The sequence below is a fragment of the Rhodococcus sp. NJ-530 genome (assembly GCF_003860625.1).
Classification (GTDB): domain Bacteria; phylum Actinomycetota; class Actinomycetes; order Mycobacteriales; family Mycobacteriaceae; genus Rhodococcus_F; species Rhodococcus_F qingshengii.
The window spans coordinates 5,866,590-5,883,627 of sequence record NZ_CP034152.1 but is presented as its reverse complement, the minus strand read 5'-3'; the positions used below and the strand labels follow the sequence as shown (position 1 = coordinate 5,883,627).

19 protein-coding genes are annotated in these 17,038 nt (G+C 62.6%); 12 read left to right on the top strand and 7 right to left on the bottom strand.

Annotated features, from left to right (window positions below; all coding sequences use genetic code 11):
• Positions 1–21: 21 nt before the first annotated feature.
• A complete protein-coding gene (locus tag EHW12_RS27540) occupies positions 22–828 on the bottom strand; it encodes an alpha/beta hydrolase (protein ID WP_064113657.1) in 807 nt (268 codons plus the stop codon).
• A gap of 75 nt (positions 829–903) precedes the next feature.
• Between EHW12_RS27540 and EHW12_RS27535 the strand changes: the two genes are divergently transcribed.
• Positions 904–1,665, top strand: a complete 762-nt coding sequence (locus EHW12_RS27535) for a DUF2127 domain-containing protein (protein ID WP_003943067.1) — start codon at positions 904–906, stop codon at positions 1,663–1,665.
• Here the strand turns inward: EHW12_RS27535 and EHW12_RS27530 are convergent.
• Together EHW12_RS27530 and EHW12_RS27525 are read right to left on the bottom strand one after the other, a co-directional pair.
• Complete coding sequence (locus EHW12_RS27530) at positions 1,649–2,788, bottom strand: cation:proton antiporter (RefSeq protein WP_042921530.1); 1,140 nt, start codon at positions 2,786–2,788, stop codon at positions 1,649–1,651. The genes EHW12_RS27535 and EHW12_RS27530 overlap by 17 nt on opposite strands.
• Positions 2,789–2,795: 7 nt before the next feature.
• Positions 2,796–3,158: a hypothetical protein gene (locus EHW12_RS27525; protein ID WP_042446474.1), complete on the bottom strand. Its 363-nt coding sequence runs from the start codon at positions 3,156–3,158 to the stop codon at positions 2,796–2,798.
• Between the two features lie 272 nt (positions 3,159–3,430).
• On the opposite strand from EHW12_RS27525, the gene EHW12_RS27520 reads away from it, so the two are divergent.
• Both EHW12_RS27520 and EHW12_RS27515 read left to right on the top strand, forming a co-directional pair.
• Positions 3,431–3,877 (top strand): cupredoxin domain-containing protein, encoded by a 447-nt coding sequence (locus tag EHW12_RS27520; RefSeq protein ID WP_042446430.1) that lies wholly within the window; start codon positions 3,431–3,433, stop codon positions 3,875–3,877.
• A gap of 96 nt (positions 3,878–3,973) precedes the next feature.
• Complete coding sequence (locus tag EHW12_RS27515) at positions 3,974–5,749, top strand: CocE/NonD family hydrolase (protein WP_228232282.1); 1,776 nt, start codon at positions 3,974–3,976, stop codon at positions 5,747–5,749.
• Positions 5,750–5,767: 18 nt separating this feature from the next.
• Here EHW12_RS27515 and paaI read toward each other — a convergent pair whose 3' ends face one another.
• The 4 genes from paaI to EHW12_RS27495 form a co-directional block, all read right to left on the bottom strand.
• A complete protein-coding gene (gene paaI / locus EHW12_RS27510; protein WP_047269444.1) occupies positions 5,768–6,136 on the bottom strand; it encodes a hydroxyphenylacetyl-CoA thioesterase PaaI in 369 nt (122 codons plus the stop codon).
• 66 nt (positions 6,137–6,202) lie between these two features.
• Entirely contained in the window at positions 6,203–6,514 is a 312-nt protein-coding gene (locus EHW12_RS27505; protein ID WP_007730606.1) for an EthD family reductase, read from the bottom strand.
• Positions 6,515–6,520: 6 nt separating this feature from the next.
• Positions 6,521–8,563, bottom strand: coding sequence for a phenylacetic acid degradation bifunctional protein PaaZ (gene paaZ, locus EHW12_RS27500; RefSeq protein WP_125052214.1), 2,043 nt, complete (start codon positions 8,561–8,563; stop codon positions 6,521–6,523).
• A gap of 88 nt (positions 8,564–8,651) precedes the next feature.
• Positions 8,652–9,263, bottom strand: a complete 612-nt coding sequence (locus EHW12_RS27495; protein WP_007730612.1) for a TetR/AcrR family transcriptional regulator — start codon at positions 9,261–9,263, stop codon at positions 8,652–8,654.
• Positions 9,264–9,370: 107 nt separating this feature from the next.
• Between EHW12_RS27495 and EHW12_RS27490 the strand changes: the two genes are divergently transcribed.
• From EHW12_RS27490 to paaK, 9 genes are all read left to right on the top strand, one after another.
• On the top strand, positions 9,371–10,099 hold the full coding sequence (locus tag EHW12_RS27490; RefSeq protein WP_125052212.1) for an enoyl-CoA hydratase/isomerase family protein: 729 nt from the start codon (positions 9,371–9,373) through the stop codon (positions 10,097–10,099).
• The gene (locus EHW12_RS27485) at positions 10,096–10,953 is read left to right on the top strand and encodes a 3-hydroxyacyl-CoA dehydrogenase family protein (RefSeq protein WP_007730617.1); all 858 of its coding nucleotides are present in this window, start codon (positions 10,096–10,098) and stop codon (positions 10,951–10,953) included. The genes EHW12_RS27490 and EHW12_RS27485 overlap by 4 nt, the downstream gene beginning before the upstream one ends.
• A 27-nt stretch (positions 10,954–10,980) precedes the next feature.
• Positions 10,981–11,766: an enoyl-CoA hydratase-related protein gene (locus tag EHW12_RS27480; RefSeq protein WP_029256503.1), complete on the top strand. Its 786-nt coding sequence runs from the start codon at positions 10,981–10,983 to the stop codon at positions 11,764–11,766.
• A gap of 92 nt (positions 11,767–11,858) precedes the next feature.
• Positions 11,859–12,827 (top strand): 1,2-phenylacetyl-CoA epoxidase subunit PaaA, encoded by a 969-nt coding sequence (gene paaA, locus EHW12_RS27475; RefSeq protein WP_007730621.1) that lies wholly within the window; start codon positions 11,859–11,861, stop codon positions 12,825–12,827.
• Positions 12,824–13,141 carry a 1,2-phenylacetyl-CoA epoxidase subunit PaaB gene (paaB, locus tag EHW12_RS27470; RefSeq protein WP_020909477.1) on the top strand — a complete coding sequence of 106 codons (318 nt, stop codon included), beginning with the start codon at positions 12,824–12,826 and terminating at the stop codon, positions 13,139–13,141. Before paaA ends, paaB begins: the two co-directional genes overlap by 4 nt.
• 28 nt (positions 13,142–13,169) lie before the next feature.
• The gene (paaC, locus tag EHW12_RS27465; RefSeq protein WP_064687860.1) at positions 13,170–14,087 is read left to right on the top strand and encodes a 1,2-phenylacetyl-CoA epoxidase subunit PaaC; all 918 of its coding nucleotides are present in this window, start codon (positions 13,170–13,172) and stop codon (positions 14,085–14,087) included.
• Positions 14,088–14,152: 65 nt separating this feature from the next.
• Positions 14,153–14,611, top strand: a complete 459-nt coding sequence (gene paaD / locus EHW12_RS27460; protein ID WP_047269445.1) for a 1,2-phenylacetyl-CoA epoxidase subunit PaaD — start codon at positions 14,153–14,155, stop codon at positions 14,609–14,611.
• 4 nt (positions 14,612–14,615) lie between these two features.
• Positions 14,616–15,695: a 1,2-phenylacetyl-CoA epoxidase subunit PaaE gene (gene paaE, locus EHW12_RS27455; protein WP_064687859.1), complete on the top strand. Its 1,080-nt coding sequence runs from the start codon at positions 14,616–14,618 to the stop codon at positions 15,693–15,695.
• Between the two features lie 41 nt (positions 15,696–15,736).
• Positions 15,737–17,038: a phenylacetate--CoA ligase PaaK gene (paaK, locus tag EHW12_RS27450; protein ID WP_007730627.1), complete on the top strand. Its 1,302-nt coding sequence runs from the start codon at positions 15,737–15,739 to the stop codon at positions 17,036–17,038.

Below are 17,038 nucleotides of genomic sequence, written 5' to 3'. Positions count from 1 at the left end.
TCCAGCAGGTTGTCCAGCAGGTTACTGTGCGAAACTGCCGAGGAATCGTTGCAACAGTGGGTTGTACACCTCAGGGGCTTCCCAGAACGCTGCATGCCCCACACCGGGAATCACGTGATACGTGCCCTCCCAGAGATTCGCGAAGGTCAACGACGCGACATACGACGTGTTCACGAACGGGTCCTCGGCGCCGTCGATCACCGCGAGAGGCACAGACGCCGTTGCAACCAGAGCCTTCTGATCCGATTCGCGGCCGGCGCCGAATGCGTCGAACATGATCTTGCGAGCGCGTCCGTCCGTGCGTATCGCGGCGTCGAGGGCAGCCTGCTCGAAGGGAACGGCGGTCATTCGTGCGTAGAGTTCGGCTTCTTGCGCGGTGATGACCTCGGTGCCGCCGATGGACAATCCGTCGCCGGCATTGAAGGCGTCGCCGAGCGTCTCGGGATTTGTCGGCGGCGTACCGGTGATGACGATTCCGGTGAGCCCGGGGAATTTCGCGATCAACTCGAGAGCGATGTGTCCGCCGAGCGACCAGCCGACGACAACGGCTCTTTCGACGCCGAGTTCGGTCAGAACATCGACGATGGCGTCGGCGTAACCGTTCTGCGTGTATGCGGCTTCGGGATCGCTCGCGTCCTCGGAGTCGCCGTGGCCGAGTAGGTCCAGAGTGATCATGCGGTAGTCGCCGGCCCAGTCGGCGTCGACCTGATGACGGAAGATGGAGCGGCTGGCCGAGTTCCCGTGGATGAAGACAACCGGAAAACCGTCGGTGGCACTGTCGTCGACTGCCATGACGCCATGCCGGGTTTCGATCTTGGTGGTTGTCATCGGAATCCTCATCGTTCGAAGTGCACGGTCAGCGGGTATCCACGCTACCGGGCATATGCGGCATAGAGTTCACCCGTGGACTTCGCATTGCGCTCGTGCAGTTGGCACGGTCACGAGACCTACGCTCCGGACGAACCTGAGCTGCGGGATCGACTACATGTGGATACTGCGGTGGGTCAGGCGTGGCGGTGCCTACGTTGCGGCAACTTCGTCCCGGGAGCGCCCCGAGCATCGGGACCGGCGGACGCCGCCCCCGAGGTTCCGCGGGGGAGGCTGCTTCGCGACCGGTTGATCATGCGACTTCTCGCCACCGAGAGAATGTTCCGCGCTCTGGGTTTGGTTCTTCTGGCGATCGGTGTGTTCGAACTGAGATCGTCGAAGGGTCGCGCCGAGGACGCCTTCGAGAACGAATTGCCGTTGATCAGGCCACTTGCCCGTCAATTGGGCTGGAACATCGACGATTCCAAACTGGTCCATCACATCGAGCAGGCGTTTTCGTTGTCCGCTACGACGCTCACCTGGATCGCAGTCGGGCTGTTGGTCTACGCCGGCCTTCAAGTGATCGAGGCAGTCGGCCTGTGGATGGTCGAACGCTGGGGCGAGTACTTCGCGGTGGTGGCGACCAGCTTGTTCCTGCCCCTCGAAATCTACGAATTGACCGAGAAGATCACGTGGTTGAGGGCCGGGTTGCTGCTGGTGAACATCGCTGCCGTCGTATGGCTGATCTGGAGCAAGCGACTCTTCGGTGTCCGCGGCGGCGGCGCGGCGTATCACGCCGAACATTCGGAGGAGAGCTTGCTGACGGTGGAGAGGGCCGCGGTCAAGCAGGCTTCGTGAGACCAGCTTTCGACGCGGCAGCACCCGCCAGCGTTGCTGCACCGATCGTGATCATGGCGGCGAGGAGGATGGCTGCGGGTTCACCGTCGCCCATCACCCCCAATTGAGTGCCCACCGTAACTGCGGCAACCGGTACTCCCAGTTGTGCGGCGGACAGCACGCCGAGAGGGAGCGGGAGACCGAGGGCGCGTATCGCGGCGTGAACCACGAGAGTTGCTCCGCCCAAGACCAATCCGAGCCAGATGGCGGACGGATGGGTGAAGAGGTCGCGCAGATTGATCGCCGCTCCCAACCAGACGAAGAAGAGGGGAGCGAAGAAGCCGTCGGTGATGGCGAAGAGCTGTTTGGCGAGGCGGCGGGGTTCACCGATCGCGGCAAGAACGAGCCCGAAGGCGAAGCCCGCGAGCATGATCGACACGTGAGTGCTCGACGCCAGCGCTGCCAGAGAAAAGAGGATCACCAGATTGATCCGGAGTTCGAGTGCAAACTTTCGTTTCTCCGAGAATTTGTGGAGCCTTCGCCAATGGCCGGACCGGTGGAAGGCTCGCAGTACGAAGAACAAGGCAACCGCACACGCCGCCACAGCCAGTGCGCCGACACCGGCACGAGGGGCATTGTCCGGATCGATCACCAAAGGCAGCGCAACAATGCAGACGGTGTCCGCGATCGCGACCTGGGCAGTCATCTGCAGAACCGAGGTTCCACCGAGCCCCAGCGAATCGACGATGGGGAGAATCAACGCCGCGGACGACGACGCGATCAGGACCGCGTACAGCGCGGCGTGACCGGTGCCGAATGCCGTCGCCGCACCGTAGCCGGCAACAACCGACAGAAGTCCGACGACAACCGAGCGAACGGCACCCTTGCCGATTGCCGCACGGACTGCCGGATCGCGAACCGGGACGTGTGAGCCGGCCACCATCATCGTGAGCGCGAATCCGATATCGGCCAGGAACGTGAAAGTCTGGTCCGAAGAGTCGAGCAGCCCGAAACCGGTGACACCGAAGACGACGCCCGCGGCAAGTTCGCCGACCACCACGGGGACATGCCAGCTGACGCGAGCGCCGAGCAGCGGGCCGAGAATGCCGGCCAGCGCGACGAGGGCAAGGATGCCGAAGGTCATCGACGACCTACGAGTTAACTGTCGAGGGTGCGATCTTCGCGGGGATGGCGGTGTTCTCGTCCACGTGGTAGCTCGCACAGACACGGTGGTAGCCGTCGGCGATCTGCGCCGGTACTCCGGCGCGGAAGTCTCCCTGCACCAGCAGGATCGGCGACAGCGCGATCCCCTTGCGGATCTTCAACAGGTCGGCAGCAACGTGTGGGTTGTCGACCGGAAGCAGAGGGAGCCCAGCAGCCCGCAGGATGTCTTTGGCCTTCTTCGAGACCAGCGTCGCCGTCTTGAGGGCGTACACGAGAGCTTGGACCTGAACCGGCGTCGCGCCCAACTGGAGGTAATCGCGGGCTGCCGGGTAGTCGTGCTCGTCCGGCAGGTCCTTCCAGAGAACGGCGGGAGCCTTCTCGGCTACCTTCGGCTCTGCTGTCTTGGGACCCTTGGGCTGCGCTGCCTTCGACGCCTTCGGCTGGGCTGCCTTCGACGTTTTGCTCTTGGCCATCTGTGCTGTTTCCTTCAGTGTCGGTCCGCGAGTGGAGCTGGTGCAGAAATCGTGCACCATCAGCGCCGCAGGCACCACATCGGAGCTGTTTGGCCCCCTAGGCGGCGGGTAATCAGCAGACTGCGGGGGAACGAGCAGGAGGCGAAGCAATGAAGCGGATTCTCGCAGTGCTCGCAGCGCTGATCCTGGCGGTGTTCGCACTGACCGCGTGCAGTGACAACAACGATTCGTCGGACAACGATTCGGCCGATCACGACGGCATGGGGATGACCAGTATGCCGATGACCAGCATGCCGACCAGTATGTCGATGCCGAGCATGCCTCTGGGTATGTCGACGCCGGGAGCGTCGTCGATGGGAATCGTGATCAGCGGTTTCGAATATTCGACGCCGGAGTCGGTGATGCCCGGACAGGTACTGACCATTCAGAACAACGACACCGTCGAGCACTCGGTCACGTCCGATACCGCGGGGTTGTTCAACGAGGACATCGAAGCGGGTGAGACGGAAACCATCACGGTGCCGAACGAGCCTGGAACGTACACGTTCCACTGCACCTACCACCCGAGCATGCACGGCACCTTGACGGTCAAGTAGAGGTCGGCTCGGTCTGGCGTGACTTTCGCGAGAAAACGTTGGCGGCACGCGCCGGATTGAGCTGGTGGAGAACAGATCCGGGTGTACGGTTTTCAGGTGCGCCGGAGAACAGCGATCAGTGTCGTCACGCTCGTGGTTTGCGCCCTCGGCTTTTCGCCGCCGGCGCTCGCGGATTCACCGAACGGCTCGTATTCGTCACAGCTGCTGTACTTCTCGGTCGATGTCGGGCCTGAACTCTCGACGCCGTGCACCGTCGTCGGTGAACTCTTTGTTCCCGATGGCGTCGACGCTGACAACCCAGCTCCCGCGATCCTGACCACCAACGGGTTCGGCGGTTCGTACAAGGACCAGATTCCTGCCCTGCAGAACTTCGCCGAGAACGGGTACGTCGGACTGACGTATTCGGGATTGGGTTTCGGCGGCACGAGTTGCAAGATCACACTCGACTCTCCCGCATACGACGGTATCGCCGCTTCCCAGTTGGTCAGCTTCCTCGGCGGCCAAGAAGGGATTGCCTTCACGGATCAGGCTCTGACGCAGCCCTATCCGGCGCTCACCACGGTCGTTCAGGACTCCGTCGATCACACCGGTGCACCGTCGACGAACGACCCGCGGGTCGGAATGACGGGTGGCTCTTACGGCGGCGGCATTCAATTCGCCGCCGCGAGTGTCGATCCCCGCATCGACACCATCATCCCCATGATCACCTGGAACGATCTCTCGTATTCTCTGGCGCCCAACAGCACCGGGACCATCTCCGGAGTGTCGACTGCGGAGCCGGGAGCAGCGAAGGTGCTCTTTGCATCGCTGCTCTTCGGCGCGGGCATCGCGAATCCCGGTGTGGACGGTTACATCGCAGATCCCGCACGGCTACCCGGCTGCCCGAACTACGTCCCTTACATGTGCAACGCGATCGCCGAGGCAGTGGTGACCGGCGATATCGGACCGCAAGTAGTGAGTGAGCTCCGAGCGTCGTCGGTCTCGTCGTTCGTCGACCGGATCAACATTCCGGTACTGCTTGCTCAGGGGCAACAGGACACCCTGTTCGATCTGAACGAGGCAACCGCGACTTACGACGCGCTGAAGGATCGTGGCGTCGATGCCAAGATGATCTGGCATTCGTGGGGGCACAGCCACTTGGCCGCTGCGCCGGGCGAGTTCAGCTTCTCCGCACCCGACGAGGATACCCAGTACGAGACCGGTCGCTTCATGGACTGGTTCGATCACTACCTCAAGGACGAGAACACGGAGACCGGCCCGGAATTCGCGTATTTCCGCAACTGGATCGACTACGAGGGAAACGCGGCACCGGCCTACGCGACGTCCGACACCGTCGATGTCGGGACCGCTCGCGCCTTCCATCTGTCCGCTGACGGGGGACTGCTACCGGACGGCACGCCGGTGATACCGGGTTCGAAGACGATCGTCACCGCACCGGCTGGGCTGCCGACGGGCGTAGAGCCACTCAATATCAATCCGGCCGGAAACATTCCGAATGCACAGATTCCGGGAACCGAGGCGCTCTGGACCACTGCGCCGATGACCGAGGCGATGGACGTGGTGGGAGCCCCCACTGTGACGCTGCGTGTTGCGGCGCCCGGACAGCCGGTGGTGTTCGCGAAACTCTACGACGTGGCTCCGGACGGAACTTCCTCGCTGATCAACGGACTCATCGCACCCATACGCATCAGTGATCCGTCGCAGCCGGTGCCGGTGACGATGCCGGCGATAGTGCATCGATTCGAGCCAGGGCATTCCGTGCGTCTCGCGATCACCGGTGGCGACATCAGTTTCCGTGGGGGACTGCAAGGTATGCCGGTGACGATCTTTGCCGACGGTTCCGGCCCCCTCGAACTTCCCGTCGTGGGCTGATACACCGTGGGCTGAATTTCAGCGGGTGATGGTTCGACTGTCGCCGCGGAACTCGGCCACGACGGCGTCGCCATTGCGAACGGTCACGTCGTAGATCCCACTTCGGCCGCCTCGAGCCTTCTCGGTGGCGACCGCGGTCAAGGTGTCGCCCAGACGGGTCGGACGCAGAAATCTGATGTCCGCGCGCGCTGCAACGGCTGAATCCTCGTAGCCGTTGCAGGCGAGCGCAAACGCGGTGTCCGCGAGCAGGAAAACATAACCGCCGTGTGTGATTCCGTGACCGTTCACCATGGTTTCGCCCACGGTGACGGTCACGGTTGCGCTACCGGGCGCCAGCTCGGAAATCTCGATACCGAGTGCCTGCGATGCCTGGTCCGCGTCGAACATCTCTCTGGCGGTGATGCTTCCTGTACTCACGAGACAACTCCTGTGTGATCGGGAAATTGCAGGGGTCTAGAGGACCGAGACAACTTCCTGGACATACATGTCGACCGTGCCGGTGGCAAAGTTTGCGACATCTTTTCCAGCGGCGCCCATCTCCGGGGACTTCAGGCCGCTCTGCATAGTCTCGAGATCGGGAAACTCGAGGTTGGCGACGGCATAGAAGACTGGATCGGAGCCGTCCAGCGTCGAGCACTTGCTGAACGTGAAGTCCGAGAGCCCTGGCACTGCGCTGGCGAGCGGGACGTGGATCTCGTTGTAGTACTTGTCGAAAGCCTCCGGATCGGTGGGGCGTCCGTAACACACTGCTACTCGATAGGTCATGTGCTTTCAATTCCCTTCGGGGCGAGTCTTGGCTACCAGAGTCAGGACGTCGTATGTCGCGACCGAATCGTTGTCCTGGTTCGTCACCACGGCGTCCCAACGAACCTCACCGTAGTCTGCGCTGCTGCGAGGTGTGATGGTCTTGGCTGTGAGGGTGACCGTCAGGCTGTCTTCGGCTTTGACCGGAGTCAGGAACCTGAGGCTGTCCACGCCGAAGTTCGCGAGAACCGGGCCGGGAGCCGGGTCGACGAACAGGCCCGCAGCGAGTGAGACAACAAGATAGCCGTGCGCGACGATGCCGCCGAAGAGTGGATTCGCCGCAGCGGCCACCGGATCGGTGTGAGCGTAGAAGGTGTCACCGGTGAACTCTGCAAAATGATCGATGTCTGCGAGTGTGACCTGGCGCGGACCGCCGACAACAGTGTCACCGATCTTCAACTCGGCGAGACTCTTTCGGAATGGATGTTCGGATCCGGTCGTGCGCTGCGATCCGGTGAACCAGCGCTCGCCGACTGCGGTGAGGACGTCGGGTGTGCCCTGTACGGCGGTCCGCTGCATGTGGTGCAGAACTCCGCGGATGCCACCCAGCTCCTCACCGCCGCCGGCACGGCCGGGACCGCCGTGTACGAGGACTGGAAGGGGAGAGCCGTGGCCGGTGGATTCCTTGGCGTCGTCGCGGTTCAGCACGAGCACTCTGCCGTGAAAAGCTGCGAGACCCAGCACCAGTCGACGTGCGATGTCGGTGTCGGCAGTGACCACCGAGGCGACGAGGCTTCCCTCGCCACGGGCCGCGAGTTCGATCGCATGATCGATGCCGTCGTATCCGATGACGGTGCTGACGGGTCCGAAGGCCTCCAGTTCGTGTACCTCGTGCGCATTCTCTTCCGCCCGGAGAAGGACTGGGGAAAGGAAGGCTCCTGACTGGCCGTCGGCACCGACCACGTCGACGTTGTCCGGGTCTCCGAATACGATAGTTGCCGACTTCGTCAGACCGCGAATGGATTTCAAGACCTCGTCACGCTGTTCGATGCTGGCGAGAGCTCCCATAGTGACGCCATCAGCATCGGGGTGTCCCACGACCACTTTGTTCAGTCGCTCGGATGCGGCATCGACAACGGCGTCGACCAGCGAGAGCGGGACCAGGGCGCGCCGGATCGCCGTGCACTTCTGGCCCGCCTTGACCGTCATCTCGGTGACGAGTTGTTTGACGTACAAATCGAATTCGGGCGTTCCTGGTACGGCGTCCTCGCCGAGGATCGACGCGTTGAGTGAATCGGCTTCGGCATTGAAATGGACGCCCTTGCCGACGACGTTCGGGTGAGCACGCAGCGTTGCCGCGGTGTCGGCGGATCCGGTGAATGCCACTGAGTCCTGCCCGCCGAGGTGATCGAGGAGGCCGCGTGCACTACCGGAGAGCAGTTGGACGGAACCCTCTGGGAGCAAGCCTGACTCGATGATGCGCCGGAAGACGAGTTCGGTGAGATATGCCGTGGAACTGGCAGGTTTGACGATGGACGGCACCCCCGCGATGAATGCCGGTGCCAGCTTCTCCAGGAACCCCCACACCGGGAAATTGAAGGCGTTGATCTGCACGGCGACGCCGCGACGTGATGTATAGATGTGTTGCCCGAGGAAGGTTCCGCCCTTGCCGAGAGGCTCGACGTTTCCGTCCAGAAAGACTGTGCTGTCGGGCAATTCGCGCCGAGCCTTGCTCGCGTAGCTCAGCAGGGTCCCGAATCCGCCGTCGATGTCCACCCCGGAATCTCGCGTCGTCGCACCGGTGGCAGTGGAGAGTGTGTAGAACTCGGCTTTTCCTGCCATCAATGTGAGGGCGAGAGCCTTGAGCGCGCCGGCACGTTCGTGGAAGGTCATCGCGGACAGTGCAGGCCCGCCGACCTCGCGGGCGTACGTAACCATCTCGGCGAGGTCGATGCCGGTTGCGGAGATCCGGGCCACCTCCGATCCGTCCACTGCGCTCGGCAACGGGGTACCTGCGTCCGGTGCGGCGTACCACTGACCGGCCACATAGCTTTCCAACAGTCTGCTCACGACAACTCCATCTCACCGTACGTTCGGTCGGTAATTACGATCGCCCGGTAACGCCGCGTTGTCAAGGATTCGGCAGAACTGCCTGGAGTCAGGCCTTGCGAAGTCCGTCGAAAGTGACGGCGACGACCGCGTCGGCGATGTCGGAGACGGACTCACCCGCTCGGGGTTTGTACCACTCGATCAGTGAGTTGACGGTGCCGAACATCAGCTTGCTGGCGAGGGCTGGTTCGATGTCCGGGCGCAAGTCTCCCTCCGCTGCGGCGGACGCGACGAGACCTCCGACGAAGTTGTCGAATTCGCGTCGACGAGCTAGCGCGGCGCGCTCGACCGTCGTGTTGCCGCGGACGCGCAGGAGCAGGGTGACGTATGGAAGCTCTGCGACCAGCACCTCTACGCTGCGCCGGACCAGGTATTCGAGCCGGTCGATGTACGGACCGGTGGTGGCGCCCTCTTCGGTCGTGACCGCAAACAGGGCGTTGAGTGCACGCGAAAGGGCGAGTTCGAGAAGTTCTGACTTTCCGGACACATGGTGGTAGATCGAGGACTTCGTGATGCCGAGTTTCTTGGCGAGCACCTCCATGCTGGCGCCGTCGTAGCCCTTGTCGTTGAACACCTTCACGGCCACGGCCAGGAGCGAATCGAGGTCGTAGCCGGGACGTCCGGGGAGGCCGGTGCGTCGAGTGGGGCGTGCCGTAGTCATGTCCCCATCTTCTCAGTTCGGGCAAAGCTGTGCACCATCCTCGTTCTCACCCTTGCCAAACGACCGAATGTTCGGTTACTAATGGAGAAGAGCGAGAAGGAGCGAATGTGAACACCCTGCACGTGGACGAGCGCGAGGATCGCGTCGTGGTCACCCTCGACAGGCCCGCGCAACGCAATGCGATCAACGCGGAAATGATCGACGAACTGCATCAGGTTTGTGGACGCCTCGAACGGGATCCGAAGCTGCTCCTGCTTGCGGGGCGCGGCGACCACTTCGCAGGCGGCGCTGACATCGCGGAGCTCCGAGAGCGCGGACGAGAGGAAGCGTTCGCGGGTATCAACCGCACGCTGTTCGACCGAATCGGAAAGCTCCCGCTTCCCACCGTGGCCGCCGTGAGCGGCTACGCGCTCGGCGGTGGGGCAGAGTTGACCTACGCCTGCGACATTCGCATCGCGACAACGACGGCGGTCTTCGGGAATCCGGAGCCCAATCTCGGCATAATGGCAGCCGCCGGCGCCAGCTATCGATTGCCGAAGCTCGTCGGCGTCTCGATCGCGAAGCAGGTGCTCCTCGGTGCCAGAAACCTCGACGCCGAGCAGGCGCTACGAGCGGGCCTGGCTGTCGAGGTAACCGAACCGAACTGCCACGTCGACGCAGCGCATCGGCTGCTCGACCGCATTTCCCGACTGTCCCCGCTGGCACTGCGATTGACCAAGATCATCGTCGATGCGCCGGGATCGCATCCGTTTGCCGACGACATCGCCCAAGCCGTCCTGTTCGAGAGTTCGGACAAGCGCGATCGCATGACGGCCTTCCTGGAGAAGAAATCATGACTGAAGCAGTTGCACCGAAGACCGTCGGAGTCATCGGCGGTGGACGCATGGGTGCGGGTATCGCCCAGGTGTTCGCCAGTCTCGGCGGGGCGGTCACCATCGCGGAGAGTGGCGACACCGCGGCCGCGTTGCAGCGTGTTTCCGCCGGCCTCGACAGAGCCCACGAGCGAGGGAAACTCGACGACCAGGACCCCGCGACGGTGCTGGCGCGCGTGAGCACCGTGGACGCAGTGACCTCGTTGCCACCGTCGCTCGACCTGATCGTCGAGGCGGTCCCGGAAATTGCGGCCCTCAAGGTCGAGGTGCTCGCCGCTGCGGAAACCGTTGCCGGAGAAAGCACCGTGATCGCCAGCAACACCAGTTCCATGTCGATCGCCGAGCTCGGCGCAGCGCTGACGGATCCGGGCCGGTTCATCGGTATGCACTTCTTCAATCCAGTCCCGGCGTCGCTGTTGGTCGAGATCGTCCGGGCGCCTCAGACCCGCCCCGAGGTTGTCGACTCGGTACGCGCATGGGTGTCGATGCTCGGCAAAGCCGAGGTGCTCGTCAACGACTCACCTGGTTTTGCAACCAGCCGGCTTGGTGTCGGTCTCGGGCTCGAAGCCATCCGCATGCTCGAAGAGGGTGTGGCGGACGCGGAATCGATCGACCGAGCAATGGAATTGGGGTATCGGCATCCGATGGGCCCGCTGCGTTCGACAGATCTGGTCGGGTTGGATGTGCGCCTGGCGATCGCCGAACACCTCGCGAGCACGCTCGGTGATCGATTTGCACCTCCAGCACTGCTGCGAGAGAAGGTGGCTCGCGGCGAGTTGGGGCGCAAGACGGGACAGGGTTTTCACACATGGAGCTGAACCGAACTGCCTGCGAAAGGAACATCGATGACTGACGTGATTCGCTTGGAGATCGAGCGAGGTTTGGCGACAATCACTCTCGACCGACCCAAGGCCGCCAATGCCGTCAACGGCGAAATGAAGTCTCAGCTGCTCGAAGCGTTGCTGCAGGTCCACGCGGACGCAGAGGTTCGAGCGGTGTTGATTCTCGCCGAAGGCAAGAACTTCTGCGTCGGTCAGGATCTGGGCGAGCACGCCGCAGCGTTGGATGCTGATCCTGCGCACGCGATGGATACCGTCGAGGCGCACTACAACCCCATCGTCACGGCGCTGTCGACGCTCTCTGTCCCGGTGGTGGTGGGTATCGGCGGAGCCTGCGTCGGGGCCGGGTTGGGAATCGCGTTGGCCGGAGACATCCGTGTCGTGGGGGCTCGCGCGAGCTTTGCGACGGCATTCACCGGCATCGGTCTGGCCAGTGACTCCGGGCTCAGTCATGCGCTCGTGCACGCGCTCGGACCTAGCCGCGCCAGTGGCCTGATGTTGCTCGGCGACAAGTTCGACGCGCAGAGCGCGCTGGAGTGGGGCTTGGTTCATCGCGTGGTGGCCGACGAGGACGTCGCAGCTGAGGCTCGGGTACTCGCGCGTCGGCTTGCCGACGGACCCACCGCGGCCTTCGCCCACGTGAAATCGCTGATCCGTGCCGTTGCTCCTGGGCTTTCCCAGACGCTGGCGGCCGAGGCGAACGCACAGGTGGAGCTGGGTTCCACGGCAGATCATCGAGGCGCAGTCACGGCTTTCCTGTCGAAGCAGAAGCCGGTTTTCGAGGGCCGCTGATTTCTGGTGCGGCGAAAGATTCTCTTGTGTGCTGGGACACCTCGGTGCATACTAGTTACCAACCGATCATTCGGTAATAAAAGGTAGGTACGATGACCAACGTGGAAGCTCCACAAGACCTGCAGAACCTGTTCGACGAGACGATCGCGGCAGACCAGCGCATCGAGCCTCGCGACTGGATGCCGGACGGCTACCGCAAGACTCTGATCCGCCAGGTCGCCCAGCATGCGCATTCCGAGATCATCGGAATGCAGCCCGAGGGAAACTGGCTCACCCGTGCGCCTTCGTTGCGACGCAAGGCGATCCTGATGGCGAAGGTCCAGGACGAAGCCGGGCACGGTCTGTATCTCTACTCCGCGGCCGAGACGCTCGGTGCCGATCGTGGCGATCTGACCACCAAGCTGATCGAGGGAAAGCAGAAGTACTCCTCGATCTTCAACTATCCGACGCTGACATACGCCGACGTGGGTGTGATCGGCTGGCTGGTCGACGGAGCTGCCATCTGCAATCAGGTTCCGCTGTGCCGCAGCTCCTTCGGGCCGTATGCGCGCGCGATGATCCGTGTGTGCAAGGAGGAATCGTTCCATCAGCGCCAAGGCTTCGAGCTGTTGGCGACGATGATGCGCGGCACGGAAGCTCAACGGGCAATGGTGCAGGAAGCCGTCGACCGATGGTGGTGGCCCGCTCTGATGATGTTCGGACCGCCGGACGACGAATCGCCGAACACCGAGCAGTCGATGAAGTGGCGCATCAAGCGGCACACGAACGACGAACTGCGGCAACGATTCGTGGACATGTCGATACCGCAGGCCGAGATACTCGGTGTGACCTTCCCTGATCCCGACCTGCGCTGGAACCCCGAGCGTGGCGCACACGATTTCGGCGAGCCGGACTGGAGCGAATTCATGGACGTGGTCCGCGGCAACGGAGCGGCGAGCGTCGAGCGGATCACCAATCGGAAAGCCGCACACGACAACGGGGCCTGGGTTCGCGACGCCGCGTACGCCTTTGCACAGCGCGAGAGACTCGCGCACGATCGCACGACTGGGGAAACATCATGAGCGAGAACGATCAGGTACAGGGCGATCAGGTGCGGGGCGAATGGCCTTTGTACGAGGTATTTCTGAGGGGAAAGCGCGGACTGAACCACGTGCACGTCGGATCCCTGCGCGCGGCAGACGACCAGATGGCGTTACGCCACGCGCGCGACGTCTACACCAGACGTAACGAAGGCGTGAGTATCTGGGTCGTGCCATCCGCGAAAATCGTGGCTTCGAGTCCGGCAGAAAAGGATCCGTTCTTCGCGCCGAGCGGCGACAAGGTCTACCGGCACCCGACTTTCTACGACATCCCGGACTCCGTTCCGCACATGTGAGAATCACTTCGACTTCGAGGACCAACAGATGAACGATCACGACAGTGCCTACGACGGCCTGGTCGACGGCGACGGCCACGGTCAGTGGGCGTTCGGAACCAGCTTCGACGACCCCCTCGCCGGAGTCGACACCACGGTGCCGGATGACGTCGATCTCGGTGCGCTGGCGCGCTACTGCCTCATGCTCGGCGACGACGCGCTCGTCAGTTCGCAGCGCCTCGCCGAATGGTCGACGCGGGCACCGGAACTCGAAGAAGAGGTAGCTCTCGCCAACGTCGGCCTGGACTTGATCGGGCAGGCCAGGCTGCTGCTGGCTCGCGCGGCAGCAGCCGATTCCACTGTGGTTCCGTTCATCTCCGATACGTCACCGGTGCCGGCCGAAGATGCGCTTGCCTTCTTTCGTGATCAGTTCGGTTTCCGCAACGTGAGACTGGTGGAACTCGCCAACGGCGACTTCGCGCACACGGTCGTTCGGCTACTCGTGTTCTCGACCTGGCGGCTGGCGCTGTTCGATCGGCTGCGCATGTCGCGCGATCCGGTTCTCGCAGCTGTGGCGAACAAAGGTGTCAAGGAACTGACCTATCACCGCGACTACGCGGCAAGATGGGTCGTCACCTTGGGCGCCGGCACGGCAGAATCCAAGCGTCGGACGGCCGACGCCTTGCTCGAGATCTTCCCGTTCGTGGACGAACTCTTTGTTCCCACTCAGGACGAACTCGTTTTGGCAGAAGTTGGCGTCGGAGTGGATCCGCGTACTGTTCTGCCGGAGTTCGACGCTGTTCTTGCCCAGGTACTCCATGCAGCCGAAATGGAAGAGCCCCCTTCGCGTTTCTCCGGTTTCGTCGGCGGCCGCGGCGGGCGTGCCGGACTGCACACCGGGGCACTGGGGCTACTTCTCGCCGAAATGCAGAGCGTTGCACGAGAGCATCCGGAAGGGGTGTGGTGACCGTGACTGCCGCTACCGTCTCTTCCGCTACTGTCTCTTCGGCGCAGGAGATCGTCGCCTCGGTGATGGATCCGGAGATGCCACTGTTGACCTTGGCCGATCTCGGCGTCATCCGATCGGTCGACGTCGAAGCGAACTTGGTCTGTGTGACAATCACTCCCACCTATTCCGGGTGTCCGGCGATGGCGACGATGCGAGACGACATCGAGCACAAGCTGACCGACGCGGGGTACGGCAGCGTCCAGATCAAGACTCAACTGTCGCCGCCTTGGAGTTCGGATTGGATCAGCGAAGAGGGGCTCGCGAAACTTCGGACGGCCGGGTACTCGGTGCCGGGGGCCGCGCCGCGTCGCACCTCCGGCCCGATCGCCTTGACCTTGACGGCCAAGCCGCGCGACATCCTGTGCCCCCAGTGCGGTTCGGCAAACACCAGACTGAGTTCGGAATTCGGTGCGACCCTGTGCAAAGCGCTCTATCGCTGCCTCGACTGCCTCGAGCCGTTCGATCACGTGAAGGAGATCTGAACAGATGAGTACCGCAACGACGAACCGGAACAAACCATTTCACCCGTTGACGGTCGCCGGTGTCGAATCACTGTGCGACGACGCAGTTGCCGTCACCTTCGACGTGCCTGCCGATATCGCCGATCAATTCGACTTCGGCGCCGGGCAGTCACTGACACTGCGGCGGATGATCGACGGCGTCGAACACCGTCGCTCCTACTCGATCTGTGCACCGGTAGGGGCGTCTCCACGGGTGGGGGTTCGCGAAGTGGCAGACGGACTCTTCTCCTCCTGGTTGGTGCGAGACGTCAAGGCCGGGGATCGAATCGACGTCCAGGGCCCATCTGGCAATTTTGTCGCCGATCCGGCATTGGGTGGACGGCACGTTCTGATCGCGGCGGGCTCCGGAATCACGCCCATGTTGTCCATCGCTGCAACACTGCTGGTGAACCCCGAGGCCGATGTCACCCTGCTGTACGGGAACAGGCGCACCCGTTCGGTCATGTTTGCCGAAGAAATCGCCGACCTGAAGGACCGGTACGGTGCACGCCTGGACGTTATTCATGTTCTCTCTCGCGAGCCGCGCGAGGTCGAGTTGTTCTCGGGCCGTCTCGACGCCGACCGGTTGCGTGAGATCTTCACCTCTCTCGTTCCGTGCGACCAGGTCGACGGCTTCTGGTTGTGTGGTCCGTTCGGGATGGTCAACGACGCCCAGGAAGTACTGGCCGGCTTGGGAATTGCCAAGGATCGCATCCATCACGAGCTGTTCTACGTCGACGACGTCGCTCCGCCGGTTGCAGTGCATCGTGAGCGCGGAATTGTCGGACCGAGCAGCGAGGTGACTATTACTCTCGACGGTCGATCGACCACCGCGACACTTCCGCGAGACCAGTCGATTCTCGATGCAGCGGAACAGTACCGATCGGATCTGCCCTTCGCGTGCAAGGGCGGGGTCTGTGGAACGTGTCGCGCCAAGGTCACCTGCGGTGACGTCGAGATGCGCAGGAACTACGCACTCGAAGACTACGAAGTCGACGCGGGTTTCGTACTGACCTGCCAGACCTTCCCTGTCGGTGAACAGATAACAGTCGATTTCGACGCCTGACCGCCCGCACAGCGCCCTCACTGAGCCCACCGGAGACAATCATGACCGAACTCGTCACTGCTACTTCGCAAGAAATCGAATTTGCCAGTCGGGACCGCATTTCGACGCTCCAACTCGAGCGGATGCAATGGTCCCTGATGCACGCGTACACCAATGTTCCGCACTACCGCAAAGCTTTCGACGACGCCGGCGTCCACCCGAGCGACTTGAAGGATCTGAGCGATCTCGCGAAGTTTCCCTTCACCACCAAAGCGGATCTACGTGAGAACTATCCGTTCAAGATGTTTGCGGTGCCCCAGGACCGGGTCTCGCGAATTCACGCGTCTTCGGGGACCACCGGTCGCCCGACGGTGGTGGGGTACACGAGCAACGACCTGAACAACTGGGCCGATCTCATCGCGCGCAGTCTCTCGGCCGGCGGCGTGCGGTCTTCGGACAAGGTTCACGTGGCTTACGGGTACGGTCTGTTCACCGGTGGATTGGGAGCACACTACGGTGCGGAGCGCTTGGGCTGCACGGTCATTCCCATGTCCGGTGGCATGACCGAGCGGCAGATTCAACTGATCGAGGACTTCGAGCCCGACGCCATCATGGTGACTCCGTCGTACATGTTGACCATCGTGGATGCGATGATCAAGAAAGGCATCGATCCCTCGAAGACCTCACTGAGGGTGGGAGTTTTCGGAGCGGAGCCGTGGACCGAACAGATGCGTACCGAGCTGGAACAGCAACTCGACATGCATGCGGTCGACATCTACGGACTCTCCGAGATCATGGGCCCGGGTGTGGCAATGGAATGTGTGGAAACCAAAGACGGGCTCCATATCTGGGAAGACCACTTCTACCCGGAGATCATCGATCCGGTCACGGGCGAAGTGCTGCCGGACGGTGAAGAAGGTGAGCTGGTTTTCACCTCTCTCACCAAGGAAGCGCTGCCCATCATTCGCTACCGAACCAGGGACCTGACCCGTCTGTTGCCCGGTACGGCGCGCTCGATGCGTCGGATGCAGAAGGTCACCGGCCGGACCGACGACATGATCATCCTGCGTGGGGTCAATCTGTTCCCCACACAGATCGAAGAGCTGATCCTGACCGTCCCCGCCCTGGCACCCCAATTCCAGTGTGTGCTGGAGCGTCCGGGCCGGATGGATACTCTGACAGTGCGCGTCGAGGCTCGCCCTGACGCGGCAATTTCCGATCATGCGGCAGCGTCTTCGGCGTTGCAGAAGCTGGTGAAGAACAAGATCGGTGTCACGGTCGAGGTGAGCGTTCTCGAACCCGGCGGACTCGAACGCTCGATCGGCAAAGCGCGTCGTCTGATCGACCAACGTCCGAAGGACTGA